15 protein-coding genes are annotated in these 17,077 nt (G+C 68.5%); 2 read left to right on the top strand and 13 right to left on the bottom strand.

Features of this window, described 5'->3' with window-relative positions; all coding sequences use genetic code 11:
- The first annotated feature begins 208 nt into the window (after positions 1 to 208).
- Entirely contained in the window at positions 209 to 1,129 is a 921-nt protein-coding gene (locus L880_RS0125895; protein ID WP_027478070.1) for an SMP-30/gluconolactonase/LRE family protein, read from the top strand.
- A 42-nt stretch (positions 1,130 to 1,171) separates the two neighbouring features.
- Here the strand turns inward: L880_RS0125895 and L880_RS0125890 are convergent, their stop codons facing one another.
- The 9 genes from L880_RS0125890 to L880_RS0125850 form a co-directional block, all read right to left on the bottom strand.
- On the bottom strand, positions 1,172 to 1,996 hold the full coding sequence (locus L880_RS0125890) for a phosphodiesterase (protein ID WP_027478069.1): 825 nt from the start codon (positions 1,994 to 1,996) through the stop codon (positions 1,172 to 1,174).
- Between the two features lie 51 nt (positions 1,997 to 2,047).
- Entirely contained in the window at positions 2,048 to 3,109 is a 1,062-nt protein-coding gene (locus L880_RS0125885) for an ABC transporter ATP-binding protein (RefSeq protein ID WP_027478068.1), read from the bottom strand.
- Positions 3,099 to 3,896, bottom strand: a complete 798-nt coding sequence (locus L880_RS0125880) for an ABC transporter permease (RefSeq protein WP_027478067.1) — start codon at positions 3,894 to 3,896, stop codon at positions 3,099 to 3,101. The genes L880_RS0125885 and L880_RS0125880 overlap by 11 nt, the downstream gene beginning before the upstream one ends.
- Before the next feature lie 4 nt (positions 3,897 to 3,900).
- The gene (locus L880_RS0125875; RefSeq protein WP_027478066.1) at positions 3,901 to 4,737 is read right to left on the bottom strand and encodes an ABC transporter permease; all 837 of its coding nucleotides are present in this window, start codon (positions 4,735 to 4,737) and stop codon (positions 3,901 to 3,903) included.
- A 30-nt stretch (positions 4,738 to 4,767) separates the two neighbouring features.
- The gene (locus L880_RS0125870) at positions 4,768 to 5,781 is read right to left on the bottom strand and encodes an ABC transporter substrate-binding protein (protein ID WP_027478065.1); all 1,014 of its coding nucleotides are present in this window, start codon (positions 5,779 to 5,781) and stop codon (positions 4,768 to 4,770) included.
- A 33-nt stretch (positions 5,782 to 5,814) separates the two neighbouring features.
- Positions 5,815 to 6,870, bottom strand: a complete 1,056-nt coding sequence (locus L880_RS33670; protein WP_043330762.1) for a LacI family DNA-binding transcriptional regulator — start codon at positions 6,868 to 6,870, stop codon at positions 5,815 to 5,817.
- A gap of 146 nt (positions 6,871 to 7,016) precedes the next feature.
- Entirely contained in the window at positions 7,017 to 7,586 is a 570-nt protein-coding gene (lspA, locus tag L880_RS0125860) for a signal peptidase II (RefSeq protein WP_245615377.1), read from the bottom strand.
- Positions 7,586 to 10,432 (bottom strand): isoleucine--tRNA ligase, encoded by a 2,847-nt coding sequence (ileS, locus tag L880_RS0125855; RefSeq protein WP_027478063.1) that lies wholly within the window; start codon positions 10,430 to 10,432, stop codon positions 7,586 to 7,588. Before ileS ends, lspA begins: the two co-directional genes overlap by 1 nt.
- A gap of 117 nt (positions 10,433 to 10,549) precedes the next feature.
- Positions 10,550 to 11,560 (bottom strand): bifunctional riboflavin kinase/FAD synthetase, encoded by a 1,011-nt coding sequence (locus L880_RS0125850; RefSeq protein ID WP_027478062.1) that lies wholly within the window; start codon positions 11,558 to 11,560, stop codon positions 10,550 to 10,552.
- A 177-nt stretch (positions 11,561 to 11,737) separates the two neighbouring features.
- On the opposite strand from L880_RS0125850, the gene L880_RS0125845 reads away from it, so the two are divergent.
- Positions 11,738 to 12,298 (top strand): HNH endonuclease, encoded by a 561-nt coding sequence (locus tag L880_RS0125845; RefSeq protein WP_027478061.1) that lies wholly within the window; start codon positions 11,738 to 11,740, stop codon positions 12,296 to 12,298.
- A gap of 70 nt (positions 12,299 to 12,368) precedes the next feature.
- Here the strand turns inward: L880_RS0125845 and L880_RS0125840 are convergent, their stop codons facing one another.
- From L880_RS0125840 to L880_RS0125825, 4 genes are all read right to left on the bottom strand, one after another.
- A complete protein-coding gene (locus L880_RS0125840; RefSeq protein ID WP_027478060.1) occupies positions 12,369 to 13,793 on the bottom strand; it encodes an alpha/beta fold hydrolase in 1,425 nt (474 codons plus the stop codon).
- Positions 13,794 to 13,889: 96 nt separating this feature from the next.
- Positions 13,890 to 15,005 (bottom strand): acyl-CoA dehydrogenase family protein, encoded by a 1,116-nt coding sequence (locus tag L880_RS0125835; protein ID WP_027478059.1) that lies wholly within the window; start codon positions 15,003 to 15,005, stop codon positions 13,890 to 13,892.
- Positions 15,006 to 15,017: 12 nt separating this feature from the next.
- The gene (locus tag L880_RS0125830; protein ID WP_027478058.1) at positions 15,018 to 16,196 is read right to left on the bottom strand and encodes an acyl-CoA dehydrogenase family protein; all 1,179 of its coding nucleotides are present in this window, start codon (positions 16,194 to 16,196) and stop codon (positions 15,018 to 15,020) included.
- An 80-nt stretch (positions 16,197 to 16,276) separates the two neighbouring features.
- Positions 16,277 to 16,945, bottom strand: a complete 669-nt coding sequence (locus tag L880_RS0125825; RefSeq protein ID WP_027478057.1) for a YceH family protein — start codon at positions 16,943 to 16,945, stop codon at positions 16,277 to 16,279.
- Positions 16,946 to 17,077 lie beyond the last annotated feature (132 nt).

Below are 17,077 nucleotides of genomic sequence, written 5' to 3'. Positions count from 1 at the left end.
CCCCCGAGGGGGCCGCAGGCCGCCTTGGGGCGGCCCGGCGCCGGCCTGTTGGCTTCGTTGCAGCCCTGCCGGATCAGGAACGGTCTTGATGGCCCCACGGTTGCGCACTGCATGTCGCGAGACGGACTGACATCGGGGGGCGCTCTCCTTACAAGGAAGGCGCTGCGGGTTTTCGCAGCGCTTTACCTCACAAAGGGAGACAACACCCATGGCGATCGAACTCGAACTCACCTGCCTGGCCTCAGGCCTTCAATTCCCCGAAGGGCCGGTGCTGCTGGCCGACGGCAGTCTTTTGCTCACCGAGATCCAGCGCGGCACGCTGAGCCGCATCACGCCGCAAGGCGAGGTGCAGGTGGTGGCCGAGCTGGGCGGCGGCCCCAACGGGGTGGCCATCGGCCCGGATGGGGCGGCCTATGTCACCAACAACGGGGGCTCGTTCCGCTTTCACGCGGTGGATGGGCTCAACATCCCCGGCGCCACGCCGCCTGAACACCAGGGCGGCAGCATCCAGCGCGTGGACCTGGCCACCGGCGAGGTGCGCACCCTGTACACCGAATGCGAGGGCCAGCGCCTGATCGGCCCCAACGACCTGGTGTTCGACCGCCAGGGCGGTTTCTGGTTCACCGACCATGGCTGTGGCAACGAACACTCGCGCCAGTTCGGCGGCCTGTACTACGCCTTGCCCGATGGCTCGCGCATCGTGCGCGCCGGCCCGCCGCTGCTGGCCCCCAACGGCGTGGGCCTGTCGCCCGACGAAAAAGTGGTGTACGTGGCCGACACCTACCTGGGCCGGCTCTGGGCCTTCGATGTGCTGTCGCCGGGCGTGGTGCAGACCGTGTCCCCGTTCCAGCCGGCGCGGGTGGTGGCCAACCTGCCGGGTTGCCAGTTTCTCGACAGCCTGGCCGTGCAGGCCGATGGCAAGGTGTGCGTGGCGACCATCCTGAACGGCGGCATCACCGTGTTCGACCCGGCCACAGGCCTGACCGAGCACGCGGCCGTGCCCGACCTGGTGTGCACCAACCTGTGTTTTGGCGGGGCCGACATGCGCGACGTCTGGATCACGGCGTCTGGCACGGGCAAGGTGTATCGCAGCCGCTGGCCCAGCCCGGGCCTGAAGCTCAACTTCTGATGCCCAACTTCTGATCAGTCGATCAGTCGATCAGTCGATCAGTCAGTCGATCAGTTGCCCCCCGTCGTGAAACGGGTAGGGGCCGGGGTGGCTGCCGCAGGCCACGGTGTGGCTCACCAGCACGCCGGCTTCGCTCCAGGCGTGCAGGCCGAAGCCGGGGGGCTCCAGCGTCCAGGCCGAGGCGGCGTCGGGTGCCAGGTCCAGGCACACCTGGTGGGCGGGCGAGGGCACGGTCTGCGCCAGCGTGCCGCCAAAGCGCACCTGGATGCTGCGGTGCAGGTGGCCGCAGATCACCCGCTGCACCTGGGGGTGGCGGGCCACCAGGGCCTCCAGCTCGGCGGCACCCTGCAGCAGGCCGATCCGGTCCATGTGGCCGATCAGGGTCTGGAACGGCGGGTGGTGCAGGGCCAGGATCACCGGGCGCTCGCGCTGGCGCTCCAGTTCGTCGGCCAGCCAGGCCAGGCGCTGTGGGCACAGCGAGCCGTGGCTGGCGCCGGGCACCACGGTGTCCAGTGCGATCAGCTGCAACGGGCCCACCGCCACGCTGTATTGCACAAAGCCCTCGGTACCCAGGTAGCGGTGCTGGGGAAAGCTCTGGCGCAGCTGATCGCGGTCGTCGTGGTTGCCGGGCATCAGGTACACCGGCATGGGCAGGGGGGCCAGCAGCTCGGCCAGGTGGGTGTACTCGGCGGCGCGGCCGAAGTCGGTCAGGTCGCCGGTGATCACCACCGCCTGGGGGGCTTGCGGCAGGCGCAGCAGGGTCTGCACGGCCTGCGCCAGGTAGGGGGCGGTGTCGAGGCGGCCATAGGCCAGGCGGCCGGGCTCGCGGATGTGCAGGTCGGACAGTTGGGCCAGCAAGGTGTTCATGGGGAGGCTTTGCTCGGAGGGGGCTTCGGTCTGGTGGGGGCGGCGGTCCGCTCAGGCGGTGACGGCTTCGGCCGGCATCAGGTTCTGGGGCGCGACACGCACGCCCACGGTATCACCGGCGCGGGCCGGGTGGTCGCGGTCCACGTCGACCGAGATCAGCGGCTGGTGTGGCAGGCTGAGGCTGAGCTGCACGCGCTCGCCCAGAAAGCGCCGCTGCATCACCTGGGCCTCGGCCACCTCGGCCTGGGGCGTGCACAGCTCGATGTCCTCGGGCCGCAGCAGCAGCTGGGGCTGGTCGCCCCACAACGGCGGGCAGGGCAGTTCGATCCGGCCCAGCTTCAGCACGTGGCGGCGGCGCGCGTCCTCGTCGCGTTGCAGGCGGTTCACCCGGCCCAGGAAGGTGGCCACGAAGGGGTGCTCCGGTCGGCGGTACAGGGTTTCACCGTCGCCCACCTGCACGATGCGCCCGGCCTGCATGACGGCCAGGCGGTCGGCAATGGCCAGGGCCTCCTGCTGGTCATGGGTGACGTGCACCGCGGTGATGTGCAGGCGGCGCAGCAGCTCGGCCAGCTCGTCGCGCAACTGCTCCTTGAGCTTGGCGTCCAGGGCGGTCAGGGGCTCGTCCAGCAGCAGCACGCGCGGGCGCACGGCCACGGCGCGGGCCAGGGCCACGCGCTGGCGCTGGCCGCCCGAGAGTTCGGCCGGGCGCCGATGCTCCAGCCCGTTCAGGCGCACCAGGTCGACCAGCTCGCCCACCACGCGGCGCTGCTCGGCCACGGGGACGCCCCGCAGGCGCAGGCCGTAGCCGATGTTGGCCGCCACCGTCATGTGCGGAAACAGCGCGTAGTGCTGGAACACCATGCCCACGCCGCGCTGCTCGATCGGCAGCCGGGTGACCTCGGTGTCGCCGAACATCAGGCGGCTGCCCGCATCGGGCAGCTCCAGCCCGGCGATCAGGCGCAGCAGGGTGGTTTTGCCGCAGCCCGAGGGGCCCAGCAGGGCCAGCACTTCGCCAGGCTCGATGTGCAGCGTGGTGGGTTGCAGGCCGCGGGTGCCGTCGGGGTAGGTTTTGGCGCATTGGACGATGTCCACGCGCGTGCGTTCAAGTTCCAAGGTTTTTCTCCATCAGGCGACCCAGGCCCTGCAGGCCCCACAGCACCGGCAGGATCACCAGCAGGAAGACCAGGGTGTAGGCCGAGCCCACCTCCAGGCGCATCGAGGCGTAGCTGTCGGCCAGGCCCACGGGCAGGGTTCGGGTCAAAGGGGTGTGCAGCATCCAGGTGAGGTTGAATTCCCCCACCGAGAGCGTGAAGACCATCAGGCAGCCGGACACGATGGCCGGCAGCACGGCAGGCACCAGCACGCCCAGAAAGCGCTGGTCGAAGCGCGCGCCCAGCGAGCGGGCGGCCTCTTCGAGCGAGCGCAGCTCATCGCGTTGAAAGGCGGCGCCCACCGTGCGCACCATGAAGGGCAGGGTGAACACGATGTGGCCGATCAGCACAAAACCGTAGCTCTGGCGCAGGCCTTGCCAGGCGCCATAGGTGAGGATCAAGGCGAGGGCGCTGGCCAGCCCGGGCACGGCCACGGGCAGGGTCAGCAGCTCCTCGAACAGACGGGCCCAGCGCGAGCGGCTGCGCGCCAGCGCATAGGCGCAGGGCACGCCCAGCAGCAGGCAGGCCAGCACGCAGGCGCCGGCCAGGCCCAGCGAGGCCAGCACCGTGCCGCCATAGGTGTCCCACACCTCGGCGAGCCAGCGGGTGGTGAGGCCGCTTTTCAGGCCCCGGCTGTAGTTGTTGAGCAGGCCGGCCAGCACCGACAGGGCGATGGGCGCCAGCATGAACAGGGCCACCAGGGCGGTCAGCGCCAGCAGCACGGGGGAGGCTTGTCGTGGGGGGCGCATGGCTTCAGGCTCCGGCCAGGGGCGCTTTGTGGGCTTTGCGGGCGTCGGGGCCGAGACGCCGCGCCAGCCACAGCACGCCCCAGGTCATCGCGCCCAGGCTCAGCGAGAGGCTGGCGGCGAGCGCGAAGTTGGCGTAGTTGGTGAATTCGTTGTAGATCGTGATGGGCAGCACCTCGTACTGGCTGGCCAGCGTGAAGGCGGTGCCGAAGGCGCCCATGGCGGTGGCGAACACCATGGCGCCGCAGGCCACGGTGGTGGGGGCCAGCTCGGGCCACCACACGTCGCACACCACGCGCCAGGGGCCGGCCCCGAGCGATCGGGCCGCCTCTTCCAGGGCCGGGTCCATGGCGCTGGCCGCCGCCGTGTAGCTGCCGATGGCGCGCGGCAGCGAAAAATACAGGTAGGCCAGGAACAGGCCGCCCAGCCCGTAGGCCAGGGTCAGGCGGCCCGCGCCCAGGGCTTCGCTCAGGTCGGCCACCAGGCCTTGGCGGCCGCCCAGCAGGATCATGAAAAAGCCGATGATCACGCCCGGAAACGACAGCGGCAGCGTCAGCAGCGACAGCAGCAGACCCCGCCCCGCAAAGCGCTGGCGCGCCAGGGTTACGCCCACGCCGGCCCCCAGCACCAGGGTGGCCGCGGTCACGACCAGCGACAGGCCCAGGGTCTGCAGCAGGCTTTTCAGGTAGCGGGCCTCGGTCAGCACGGCAAAGTAGGTGGCCCAGCCCTTTTGGGCGGGCAGGGCCACGAGTTGCAGCACGGGCAGCAACCAGAAGGCGGCGAAGAAGGCCAGCGCCGGGGCGGCGCAGGCCAGCCTCTGGGCCTGGGGAGACAGTGTGGGCATGATGTGCGAGGGGGTGGCTGCCGTGGCGGCTTACTGGGCTTCTTTGAGGTAGCGCTCGGAGAAGGCCTTCTGCACGGCGGCCATCTTGGCGTAGTCCACCGTCTTGGCGCGGGCGTACTCGCTGGCGGGCAGGAAGCGCGACTGCACTTCCTTGCTCATGGCGCCGGCGCGCACCGGGCGCAGGTAGGCGTTGGCCCACAGGGCCTGGCCCTCGTCCGACAGCACGAAATCGAGCACCTTGCGGCCGTTGTCGGCATGCGGGGCGTTGGCCACCAGGCTCATCACGTAGGGCACCACCAGCGTGCCTTCGGCCGGGATCACGAACTGCACATTGGCCTGGTCCTTGTACTTGGCGCGGTAGGCATTGAAGTCGTAGTCGAGCAGGATGGCGATCTCACCCGACAGCACGCGGGCGTACGAGGTCTGCTTGGGCACGATGGGCTCGTTCTTCTGCAGGGCCTTGAAGTAATCGATGGCCGGGCCGAAGTTGTCCAGCGAGCCGCCACGGGCCTGGTTGATGGCCACGGCGCCCACGTAGCCCACAAAGGCCGAGGCCGGGTCGAGGTAGCCGATCAGGCCCTTGTAGTCGGGCTTGAGCAGGTCGGCCCACGATTTGGGCACGGGCTTGCCCTTGAGGGCGTCCACATTGACCATGAAGCCCAGGGTGCCCGAGTGGATGGTGAACCAGTGGCCTTGCGGGTCTTTCAGGCCGTCGGGGATGTCGGCCCAGGCGGCGGGCTTGTAGGCCGCCACCACGCCGTCCTTCTGGGCCTGGATGGCAAAGGTGACGCCGAGGTAGGTCACATCGGCCACCGGGCTGGCTTTTTCAGCCACCAGTTGGGCCAGCGACTGGCCCGAATTCTTGTTGTCGGGTGGCACGGTGATGCCGGTCTTGGCCTTGATGGCCTTGATCTGGCCGCCCCAGTCGGCCCATTCGGTGGGGCAGTTGTAGCAGATGGCGTTCTGGGCCAGGGCCAGGCTGCTGGCCGCCAGGCCGGCGGCCAGCACGCTGGCACGCAGCAGGGGGGTGATGAGGTTTCGCATCGGTTCACTCCAGGGTGGTGGAAGGGACAGGGTTCAACTGACAAAAAGGGTGTCGGACATCGGGGTGTCGGGCATCGGTGTGCCGGGCAAGGGGGTGTCTGGCGGTGCACAGGTCTCGCCCACCCGGAAGCCGTGGGCCAGGCTGCGGCTGCCGCTGGGGGGCGGGGCCAGGCCCTCTTGCAGGGCCTGCAGCAGCCACTCGACGCTTTGGCGCCCCAGTTCGGCATTGGGCTGGGTGATGGTGCTCAGGCGCAGGCTCAGGTCTTCGCCCAGGGTGATGCCGTCAAAGCCCACCACGCTGAGCTGGCCGGGCACCGACAGGCCGGCCAGGCGGGCGGCGCGCAGGCAGCGCAGGGCCAGCAGATCGTTCGAGCCGATCAGGGCGGTGGGCCGGTGCGGACCGCGCAGGTGTTCGATCAGGGTGTGCTGGCTGGGCTCCAGGAAGGGCACCTCCAGCACCGGGGCCGGGCTCAGGCCGGCGGCCCGCATGCCGGCGGCATAGCCGCGGCAGCGCTGCTGGGCGCGGTCGGAGGCGGCGCGCTGGCCGCTGACCATGGTGATGTGCCGGTGCCCTTGCTGCACCAGTCGGCCCACCAGGGCCGCCACCGCCTGCTCGCTGTCCACCGACACGCAGGGGTGGGCCGGGTGGCGGTTGTAGCACAGCACATAGGGGTGGCCCAGGGCCTGCAGCCGCTGCAGGGCGCTCGACTCGGCCGGGTCGCTCACCACCAGGATCATGCCGTCCACATTGCCGGCCAGCAGTCTGGCCACGGCCTGCTCCTCGTGGGCCAGGCGGTAGTCGGTGGTCAGGGGCACGATGGCGTAGCCCGCGGCGCTGGCCGCGCTGGCAATGCCCTGCAGGCACTCGGCAAACACCGGGTTCACCAGGGTGGGCAACACCACGCCCAGGGCGCGGCTGCGCTGGGTGCGCAGGGTGCGGGCACTGGCGTTGGGCAGATAGCCCGTGTCTTGGGCGGCTTGCTCGACCAGGGCCCGGGTCTCGGGGGCCACCTTGTCGGGCAGGTTGAACACCCGCGACACCGTGGCCACCGAAACCCCGGCCCGGCGAGCCACTTCCTGGATGCTCATGGGGCGCTGGGGATTCAATGTAAACGTTTACATTGGACCGTCAGCGTGTGACAGGGTGATGACGGGAAGGCCCCGTGAGGCCGGCAGGCCGCGGTGGTGAGGGAGGAGGGGAGCCCGACCCGGCAGGCGGATCGGGCCCGGGGCGCTCAGCGCCCGCGCTTCACGCGCAGCAGCTCATCGAGCACCAGGCAGATGGCGCCCAGGGTGATGGCACTGTCGGCGATGTTGAAGGCCGGAAAGTAGCCGCCCGGGAACATGGGGGCCAGAAAGTCCCAGTGGAACTGCAGAAAGTCGACCACGTAGCCGTGCATCAGCCGGTCCACCACGTTGCCGATGGCGCCGCCCAGGATGCTGGACAGGGCGAACGAGAACAGGCGCTGGCCGCTGTGCTGGCGCAGCTGCCACAGGATGAAGCCGGCGGCCGTGAGGCCGATGCCGGTGAACAGCCAGCGCTGCCAGCCCGCCGCCGTGGCCAGGAACGAGAACGCCGCCCCGGTGTTGTGGGCCCGCACGATGTTGAAGAAGCTCAGCACCGTGGTGCTGTCGTGCAACTGGTAGTAGCCCAGGATCAGCACCTTGGTGAACTGGTCCGCGATCAGCACGATCAGTGCCCAGGCCAGCCAGGGCAGCAGAGCGCTCAGGGGGCCGCCGCCCCCCTTGACCAGTTTGACCTTGGGGGCAGCACCCGCGCCGCCCTTGCCACGGGGCGCCGCCATCAGGCGAAGCTGCGGCTTTCGCCGGCCCCATGCAGGTTGCTGTCACAGCGGCCGCACAGGGTCGGGTGGGCGGGGTTGCTGCCCACGTCGTCACGGTAGTGCCAGCAGCGCTCGCACTTGGCGGCGGTCGAGGGGGTCACGACGACCTGGGTCTCGCTGCCGGCGGCGCCTGCGTTGAGCGTGGCGGCCGAGGTGATCAGGACGAACTTCAGGTCGTCGCCCAGGCTTTGCAGGGCGGCCAGCAACGCGCTGTCCTGGGCCACGTTCAGGCTCACGTTGGCCTGCAGCGAGGCGCCCACCTGGCCGGCCGAGCGCAGGGCTTCGATCTCTTTGTTGACCCCTTCACGGGCGGCGCGGATGCGGTCCCACTTGTCGAGCAGGGCGGCTTCGGTGGCGCCGAAGTTCCAGTAGGTGTCGATGAAGATGGACTCGGAGTTGCCCACCAGCTTCCAGGCCTCTTCGGCGGTGAAGCTCAGGAACGGGGCCATCCAGCGCAGCATGGCCTGGGTGATCTGGTAGAGCGCGGTCTGGGCGCTGCGGCGGGCCAGGCTCTTGGGCGCGGTGGTGTAGAGGCGGTCCTTCAGCACGTCGAGGTAGAAGGCGCCCAGGTCTTCCGAGCAGTAGACCTGCAGCTTGGCCACCACGGGGTGGAACTCGTACTTCTCGTAGTGCGCCAGGATGGTGTCCTGCAGCTGGGCCGCGCGGGCCAGGGCGTAGCGGTCGATCTCCAGCAGCTGGTCGGCCGGCACGCTGTCGGTGGCGGGGTTGAAGTCGCTGGTGTTGGCCAGCAGGAAGCGCAGGGTGTTGCGGATGCGGCGGTAGCTGTCGACCACGCGGGCCAGCACCTTGTCGTCACCGGCGATGTCGCCCGAGTAATCGCTGGCCGCCACCCACAGGCGGATGATCTCGGCGCCCAGCTTCTTGCTGACCTCATCGGGCTCGATGCCGTTGCCCAGCGACTTGCTCATCTTGCGGCCCTGGCTGTCCACGGTGAAGCCGTGCGTCAGCAGGCCGCGGTAGGGGGCCCGGCCCTCGACGGCCGAGGCCAGCAGCAGGGACGAGTGGAACCAGCCGCGGTGCTGGTCATGGCCTTCCAGGTACAGGTCGGCTTCGGGGCCGCTTTCGTGGTGGGCGGCCGGGTGGGTGCCGCGCAGCACATGCGAGAAGGTCGAGCCCGAGTCGAACCACACCTCGAGGATGTCGCTGCTCTTGGTGTAGTGCGGTGCGTCTTCGGCGCTCAGGATGTCTTCCACCGTGACGCGGCTCCAGGCCTCGATGCCGCCTTGCTCGATCAGCGCGATGGCGCGGTCGATGATGGCCATGGTGTCGGGGTGCAGCTCGCCGCTGTCCTTGTGCAGGAAGAAGGGCAGGGGCACGCCCCAGCTGCGCTGGCGGCTGATGCACCAGTCGGGCCGGCCGGCAATCATGTCGTGCAGGCGGGCCTTGCCGTTCTCGGGGTAGAAGCTGGTCTGCTCGACCGCGGCCAGGGCGATCTGGCGCAGGGTCTGCGGGGCCTTGTCGGTGGTGAACACGCCCTCGCCCTCGTCCATGCGCACAAACCACTGCGCGGCAGCGCGGTAGATCACCGGGGTCTTGTGGCGCCAGCAGTGCGGGTAGCTGTGCACGATGTCGTGGGTGGCGAACAGGCGGCCGGCGTTGCGCAGGGCCTCGATGACCACCGGCACGGCCTTCCAGATGTGCTGGCCGCCGAACAGGGGGAAATCGGCCGCGTAGGTGCCGTTGCCCTGCACCGGGTTCAGGATGTCGTCATAGGCCATGCCATGGGCGACGCAGCTGTTGAAGTCGTCCACACCATAGGCGGGCGAGGAGTGCACCAGGCCGGTGCCGTCGTCGGCCGTGGCGTAGTCGGCCAGGTACACCGGGCTGAAGCGGGCATAGCCCGGGTCCACGTCGTACAGCGGGTGCTTGAAGTTGATCAGGCCCAGGTTCTTGCCCAGGGTGGTGGCCAGCACCTCGCCGCTCAGGGCGTAGCGCTCCATGCACTTTTCGACCAGCGAGGCGGCCAGCACCAGCAGGCCACGCTCGGTCTTGACCAGGGCGTAGTCGAGCTCGGGGTTCAGGTTCAGGGCCTGGTTGGCGGGGATGGTCCAGGCGGTGGTGGTCCAGATCACGGCAAAGGCGGGCTGGTCCAGGGCCGGCAGGCCGAAGGCTGCGGCCAGCTTGGCCGGCTCGGCGCATTCGAAGGCCACGTCCAGGGTGGTGCTCTTCTTGTCGGCGTATTCGATCTCGAATTCGGCCAGCGAGCTGCCGCAGTCGAAGCACCAGTAAACGGGCTTCAGGCCGCGGTAGACGAAGCCACGCTCCATCACGCGCTTCAAGACGCGCAACTCGCCGGCCTCGTTGGCGTAGTTCATGGTCTTGTAGGGGTTGTCCCATTCGCCCAGCACGCCCAGACGCTTGAAGCCGGCCATCTGGATGCCGATCTGCTCATTGGCGAAGGCGCGGCTCTTGGCCTGCATGTCGTCGCGGCTGAGGTTGCGGCCGAACTTCTTCTCGATCGCGTTCTCGATCGGCAGGCCGTGGCAGTCCCATCCCGGCACGTACATGGCGTCCATGCCCTTGAGCTGGCGCGCCTTGACGATCATGTCCTTCAGGATCTTGTTGACCGCGTGACCCATGTGGATCTGGCCGTTGGCGTAGGGCGGGCCGTCGTGCAGGATGAACTTGGGCGCGCCGCAGCGGGCGTCACGCAGCTTCTTGTAGATGCCCTTGTCCTCCCAGTCCTGCACCCAACCCGGCTCACGCTTGGGCAGGTCGCCCCGCATCGGGAAAGGGGTGTCGGGCAGGTTCAGGGTGCTGCGGAAATCAGGGGTTTGTTCAGCCATGGCTTTGTGTTGGATGGGGCATTGACAGGCTCAAACCCGGGCGCGGCCCGGTGCGGGGAGAAGTCAGCCGTTTGCCCTGAGCCTGTTCCAAGGGGCGCGCAGCACGGTGTGCCGGCGTTAAATTCGGTCGCGCGTGGTCTGGCGATGGGTCTCGGCGTGCATGGACGCCAGAAACCGGCGAGCGTCATCGCAGTCCTGGTTGATGCCCTTCATCAGGGCGTCCAGACCGTCGTACTTGAGCTCATCATGCAGTTTGTGCAGCAGTTCCACGCGGACAATTTTACCGTAGCCCCCGTCGGCACCCAGCGAGGCGGGCCAATCGAAGCAATGTGTCTCGAGCAGCACGCGTCCGCCATTGACGTCATTCGGGTCCAGTGAGGGGCGCACGCCCAGGTTGGCCACGCCCTCCACAGGGCGTTCGGTCAGGCCATGCACGCGCACCACGAAGATGCCGCTGGCGGCGGGTTTCCAGTGTGAAAAGCGCAGGTTCAGGGTGCGAAAACCCAGCTCGCGCCCCAGCTTGCGGCCGTGCACCACATGGCCGCTGATGGCGTAGGTGCGGCCCAGCAGGCGGCCCACGGCCTCCAGGTCGCCCCGGCCCAGGGCCTCGCGCACGGCCGAGCTGGACACGCGCAGGCCGCGCACCTCGTAGCTGTTCATGCGGGCCACGTCAAAGCCGCGCGCCGAGCCGCTGGCGTCCAGCAGGGCGTAGTCACCGGCGCGCTTGGCGCCGAAGCGGAAGTCGTCCCCCACCAGCACATAGCGCACGCCCAGGCCCCGGATCAGCACGTCGTCGATGAAGCCCTCGGGCGGCTGGCTGGCCAGCCGGGCGTCAAAGGGCAGCACCACCGTCTGGTCGATCCCGCAGCGGGCCAGCTCTTCGAGCTTGTCGCGCAGCGTGCCGATGCGCGCCGGTGCCAGCTCGGCCCGGCCGGTGGCGGCCGCGAAATAGTCGCGCGGGTGGGGCTCGAAGGTCAGCACGCAGCTGGGCACACCGCGGTGCTGGGCCTCGCTGCGCAACAAGGCCAGCATGGCCTGGTGGCCGCGGTGCACGCCGTCGAAGTTGCCGATGGTGAGTGCGCAGGCAGGGGCAATGCCCGGGTGCTGGAAGCCGCGGAATATCTTCATTGGGATGTTATCTTTTTGATAGCAAGGGGCGCCCGTCAGTCAAGCGCCTGAAGCCAAATTGTCATGAAAACAGGTTATATTGTGCGGTAGCAGGCGCGGCTTCGATGCAAATCGCTGCGGCTGCCCCCGAGATCTGCGTTCCATGTCAGTGGTTTTCAACCCTTGTAGGAGTGTCACTTGAAGGTCTTGAAGCTGTCCGCCCAGGGCTTGCCCCAGTCCTGGATCACCCTTGAGCAGGCCGTGATTCATTACGCGGCCGGCGAGGTCCGTTGGGAGTCTGGCGCCCAGATCGCGGTGTTCCGCGGTGGTCACAATGCGATCACCGGCGAGCAGTCGCAGATCGTGGTCAACAGCATCATCGGCACCAAGGGCGTGCCCAACATCAACCCCTTCGAGCTGCGCCCGGGCCTGACCAACAGCAAGCTGTTTGCACGCGACCGCAATGTGTGCGCCTACTGCGGCGAGCACTTCCACGAAACCGAGCTGACCCGCGAGCACATCGTGCCCTTTGCCCAGAACGGGGTGGACACCTGGATGAACGTGGTCACGGCCTGCAAAGCCTGCAACCACCGCAAAAGCCACCGCACCCCCGAGCAGGCCCGCATGCCTCTGCTCTACACCCCCTACGTGCCCAGCCTGTGGGAAGACTTCATCCTGCGCAACCGGCGCATCCTGACGGATCAGATGGAGTTCCTGATGGCGCATGTGCCCAAATCGTCGCGCCTGAGTGCGCATTGACATTGTCCTGAGTCGCAGATGCCGAGGCCAGGGGCCTGGCCCCTGAACCGATTCCAGGCCGCTCTAGGCCTCAGTAGGTGAGCTCCAGCACCGTGAGGTGTCCTGCCTCTGCCGGCCAGTTGCGCCCGGCCACGGTTTCCCCATTGAACTGTCCCACCACGGCACGCTGCGCCTGGGCGGGCAGGTGAAGACGCGCCGAAGAAGCGCCGGCGGTGCCACTGGTCGGCACGCCGGGCAGGGTGGCCTGCCCATCCAGGCTCAGGCTGTCGCGGCGGGGGTCGAAATACCCGCGGGGGCGGGTGAACACCAGCACGCTGCCAGGCTGACGCGCTTCGGCCTCGGCCAGGCGCTCGGCGCGCAGGTGCACCCAGTCGCTGGAGCGGGCAAAAGGGCTGCGGTAGAGGTGGGTGGTGGCGTAGCCCGGTGCGCTGATCACGAACTCGTAGGCCTGCCCGGACTCCGCCGTGAAGGGACCCCACAGGCCATCGTCGCCCACGGTCTTCTGGTGCACCGGGGCGCCCTGGCGCAGGCCGGTGTCGGCGCCCACGGCGTAGATCTCCAACTGGGCCCCGGGCAGGGGCAGGTTGTTGGTGTAGTTGCCGCTGGCGGGGGCCCGCGGGTTCATGCCCAGCCCGGTGATCTTGCCTTGCAGCACCGGGTGGGCTTGCATGGCGATGCCCTGGCGGCGCGGTGCCTCGCCGGTCAGAAAGCGCCACATGGCTTCGAAGGCAGGGCGCGAGTAGGCGGTTTCACGGTGGTCCAGGCCGGCGATGACCACGTTCTCGGCGCCCTTGAGTTCGGGGCCGGCGGCCGTCACGAAGGTGGGCTGGCCGGGGCGGCCGATCCACACCCCATCGGGCGAGGCGAACTTGTCGTTGTGGTCGGACCGGATGGTCAGCCAGCGCGTGGGGCCGTCCACCTCGTCGCCGGCCGCGTTGCGGGGGCGGTTCAACCCGCTCAGGAAGGGGCCCGTGCCCGAGAACTCATTGCCCTCGCGAAAGCCGGGAATCGCCCACACGCCGTGGTTGGGCGTGCCCCCCAGGATGGCGTGGCTCACGGTGCGCTGACCACCGCCGTGGCGGATGTAGTTGCGGATGGCGTTGCCGCCGCGCGAGTTGCCGATCAGCACCACCTGGGCGCTGCCGGTGGCTTGCATCACCCGCTCGACCTCGGCCTTCAGAAAGGCCATGTGTTCGGCGCTGGAGCTGCGCCCAGGCTGGGCTTGGGCGTCGTCGTCGCGGGCCAGGGGGTAGGGCAGGTCGATGGCGAACAGGCGGTCTGCCGGCCAGCCCTCGGTCTCGAAGCGCCAGGCGGTGGTGATCCACAGCGCGGCCGTGTCGCCATTGCCGTGCACGAACACAATCGGCGGGTGAGGCTTGGGTGCCGGGGCCAGGCTGGCGCAGCCCGACAGGGCGCCCAGGGCCAGCGCGCTGCCGGACAGGCCCAGGAAGCCGCGGCGTGACAAACGGGCTCGAATCGGAGAGGTGCTGGGCATGGTGAGGTTCCTGTGAAAAAAAATGGCCCGCTGCGAGGGGCAACGGGCCATGGTGATGCCGTGATTTGACGGCGCTGTGGCAAGAACCGGGCAGGCTCAGGCAAAGACGCCCGCGGTGTCCTGCATGCGGCTGGACACCTCACCCAATTGGTGCAGGCTGTCGCCGAAGGTCATCTCGAGCTGGGTGAGCTTCTTGAAGTAATGGCTCACGATGTACTCGTCGGTCACGCCGATGCCGCCATGCAGTTGCACGGCCTGCTGGCCCACAAAGCGCATCGACTGGCCCAACTGGTACTTGGCGCGGGCCATGGCGGCGCGGCGCTCGGCGGTCGGGGCGTTGAGCTTGAGCGAGGCGTAGTAGCTCATCGAGCGGGCCAGTTCGAGCTGCATCTTCATGTCGGCCACGCGGTGACGCAGGGCCTGGAAGCTGGAGATCACCACGTTGAACTGCTTGCGCGTGTTCATGTACTCGACCGTCACGGCCAGGGTCTTGTCCATCACGCCCACGGCTTCGGCGCAGGCGGCGGCGATGCCGATGTCCACCGCATGTTCGAGCGCGGTCTGGCCGTCGGCGGTGATCAGGGTGGCCGGGGCATTGTTGAAGCTCAGCTCGGCGGCGCGGCCGCCGTCCTGGGTGTTGTAGCCCCGGGCACTCACGCCGGCGGCCTGGCGCTCGACCAGGAACAGCGCGGTTTGGCCGTTGAGCTGGGCCGGCACCACGAAGGCGTCGGCCTGGTCGCCTGCGGGCACCACGCTCTTGTGACCGCTGACGGTGTGGCCAGCGCCGGCTGCGGCGGCGGTGGCTTCGGTGGCGTCCAGGCGGTAACGGGCCTTGCGTTCTTGGTGGGCCAGCACCACCAGGGCTTCGCCCGAGGCAATGCGGGGCAGCCAGGCGGCCTTCAGGTCGGCGCCGGCATAGTGGGCCAGCACGGCGCCCGAGATCAGGGCGTGGGCAAAGGGCTCGGCCACGATGCCGCGGCCCAGCTCTTCGAGCACCACCATGCCTTCGATCGGGCCCATGCCCAGACCGCCATCGGCCTCGGGGATGTACAGACCGGTCAGGCCCAGCTCGGCCAGTTCGCCGTAGGCCTCGCGCGAGAAACCGCCGCTGTTGGCGATGCCGCGGCGGCGCTCGAAGTCGTAGCCCTTGTCAACCCATTTGCGCACGGCGTCGCGGAGTTGTTCCTGGTCGTCGGTGAAATCGAAATCCATGTGTGTCTCCTCTCAGCCCAGCACCGTCTGGGCGACGATGTTGCGTTGCACTTCGTTCGAGCCGCCGTAGATGGTGGTCTTGCGCATGTTGAAGTAGGTGGATGCCAGGGGCGCGCAGTAGGCGGCGCCCACGTGGTCGCCTTGCCAGCCGGCGTCCATGGCTTCATGGATGTAGGGCAGGCTGTAGGGGCCGGCGGCCAGCATCATGAGTTCGGAGTAGCGCTGCTGGATCTCGCTGCCGCGGATCTTCAGCAGGCCGGCGATGTCGAGCGAGTTCTTGCCCGATTTCTCGGCCGACAACACGCGCAGCACCAGCATTTCGAGGGCCACGACATCGACTTCGAGCTTGGCGATCTCGTCGCGGAAGCGGCTGTCGTCGTACACGCCTTCGGCCTTGGCGATGCGCTTGAGGCGTTCGAGCTCGCGCTTGGCACGGTTCACGTCGGCGATGTTGGTGCGTTCGTGGCTCAGCAGGTGCTTGGCGTAGGTCCAGCCCTTGTTTTCTTCGCCGATCAGGTTCTCGGCCGGCACCTCGACGTTGTCGAACCAGACCTCGTTGACCTCATGGTCACCATCGAGCAGCTTGATGGGGCGCACGGTCACGCCGGGCGACTTCATGTCGATCAGCAGGAAACTGATGCCGGTCTGCGGCTTGCCCTCATTGCTGGTGCGCACCAGGCAGAAGATCCATTCGCCGTACTGGCCCAGGGTGGTCCAGGTCTTCTGGCCGTTGACGATGAACTTGTCGCCTCGGCGCTCGGCGCGGGTCTTGACCGAGGCCAGGTCCGAGCCCGAGCCCGGTTCGCTGTAGCCCTGGCTCCACCACACTTCGCCGCTGGCGATGCCGGGCAGGAAGCGCTGCTGCTGTTCGGCGTTGCCGAAGGCCATGATCACCGGGGCCACCATCACGGGGCCGAAAGGCACCACGCGCGGGGCGCCGGCCAGGGCGCATTCTTCTTCGAAAAGGTGCTTTTGCACGGCATTCCAGCCGGGGCCGCCGAACTCTTTGGGCCAGGCGTGGCCCAGCCAGCCTTTCTTGCCAAGGATCTTGGCCCAGCGTTGCATGTCGTCACGGGTCAGGCGCAGCGCGTTGTGCACCTTGTGCGACAGGTCGGCGGGCAGGTTTTCCTTGACCCAGGCGCGAATCTCTTCGCGGAACTTCTGTTCTTCAGGGGTGAATGCCAAATCCATGGGGTTGTCTCCGAATGAAGCTTTTGTCGTCCGACCGAGGCGTCGGAAGGCAACTCGCGATTTTTAGCACGGTCGTTCGCTCACTCCTGTCCGGGGCGTGACAAGCCCAGTTGCTCGCAGAGTTGTTCCAGGGTGGCGCGCAGCGTGGCCACTTCGGCCTCCAGCGCCTCGACCCGGGCCTGCAGGGCCGGGCTGGCGGGCGCGGGCGTGCCGGCGGCGGGGGCACTCAGCAGGGCCTCGTCCACCGGCCCGCACAGCAGGTGGGCCCAGCGGGCCTCGCGCGCGCCCGGTGCCCGGGGCAGCTTGATCACCAGCGGCCCACCCTTTTCGCTGGGGCGTTCCTGCAGTTCGTCGAGAAAGGCCTCGACCGAGGAGATGTCGGCAAACCGGTGCCAGCGCTCGCTGTTGATGCGCAACTCGCCGGCGGTCTGGGGGCCGCGCAGCATCAGCAGGCCCAGCAGCACCGCCGACTGGTCGGGCACTTCGAGCACGCGTTTGAAGTTGTGTTCGTAACGCGAGGCCCGCCCGCCACTGGTCTCGAACACCAGGGACAGGTGCTTGAGTTCGTCGAGCGCCTCCTGGGCCTCGGCATCGCTGAGCTGCATCAGGGGTTCGCGGCTGGTCTTCTGGTTGCAGCCCGAGACCACGGCGTTGAGGGTCAGCGGGTAGCTGTCGGGCACGGTGCGGGCCTTTTCCATCAGGGTGCCAAGGACACGGGCTTCGGTGGGGCTCAAGGGGCGAAGAGGCATGGTGGGATTCCTGGGGCAGAGATCGGTGCGGCGGCCGCGGCAGCAGGGCAGGGCCCGCTGGCGGCAGGCCGGATTTTGCCTGCAGTGGGTGGGGCCCGGGCCGAACGGCCGTCGTCCGGTGCGCTCTGGGAT

Source organism: Curvibacter gracilis ATCC BAA-807 (assembly GCF_000518645.1).
Lineage (GTDB): Bacteria > Pseudomonadota > Gammaproteobacteria > Burkholderiales > Burkholderiaceae_C > Curvibacter > Curvibacter gracilis.
Note: the sequence above shows the minus strand (reverse complement) of the source record. Positions and strands in the feature narration are given on the sequence as shown.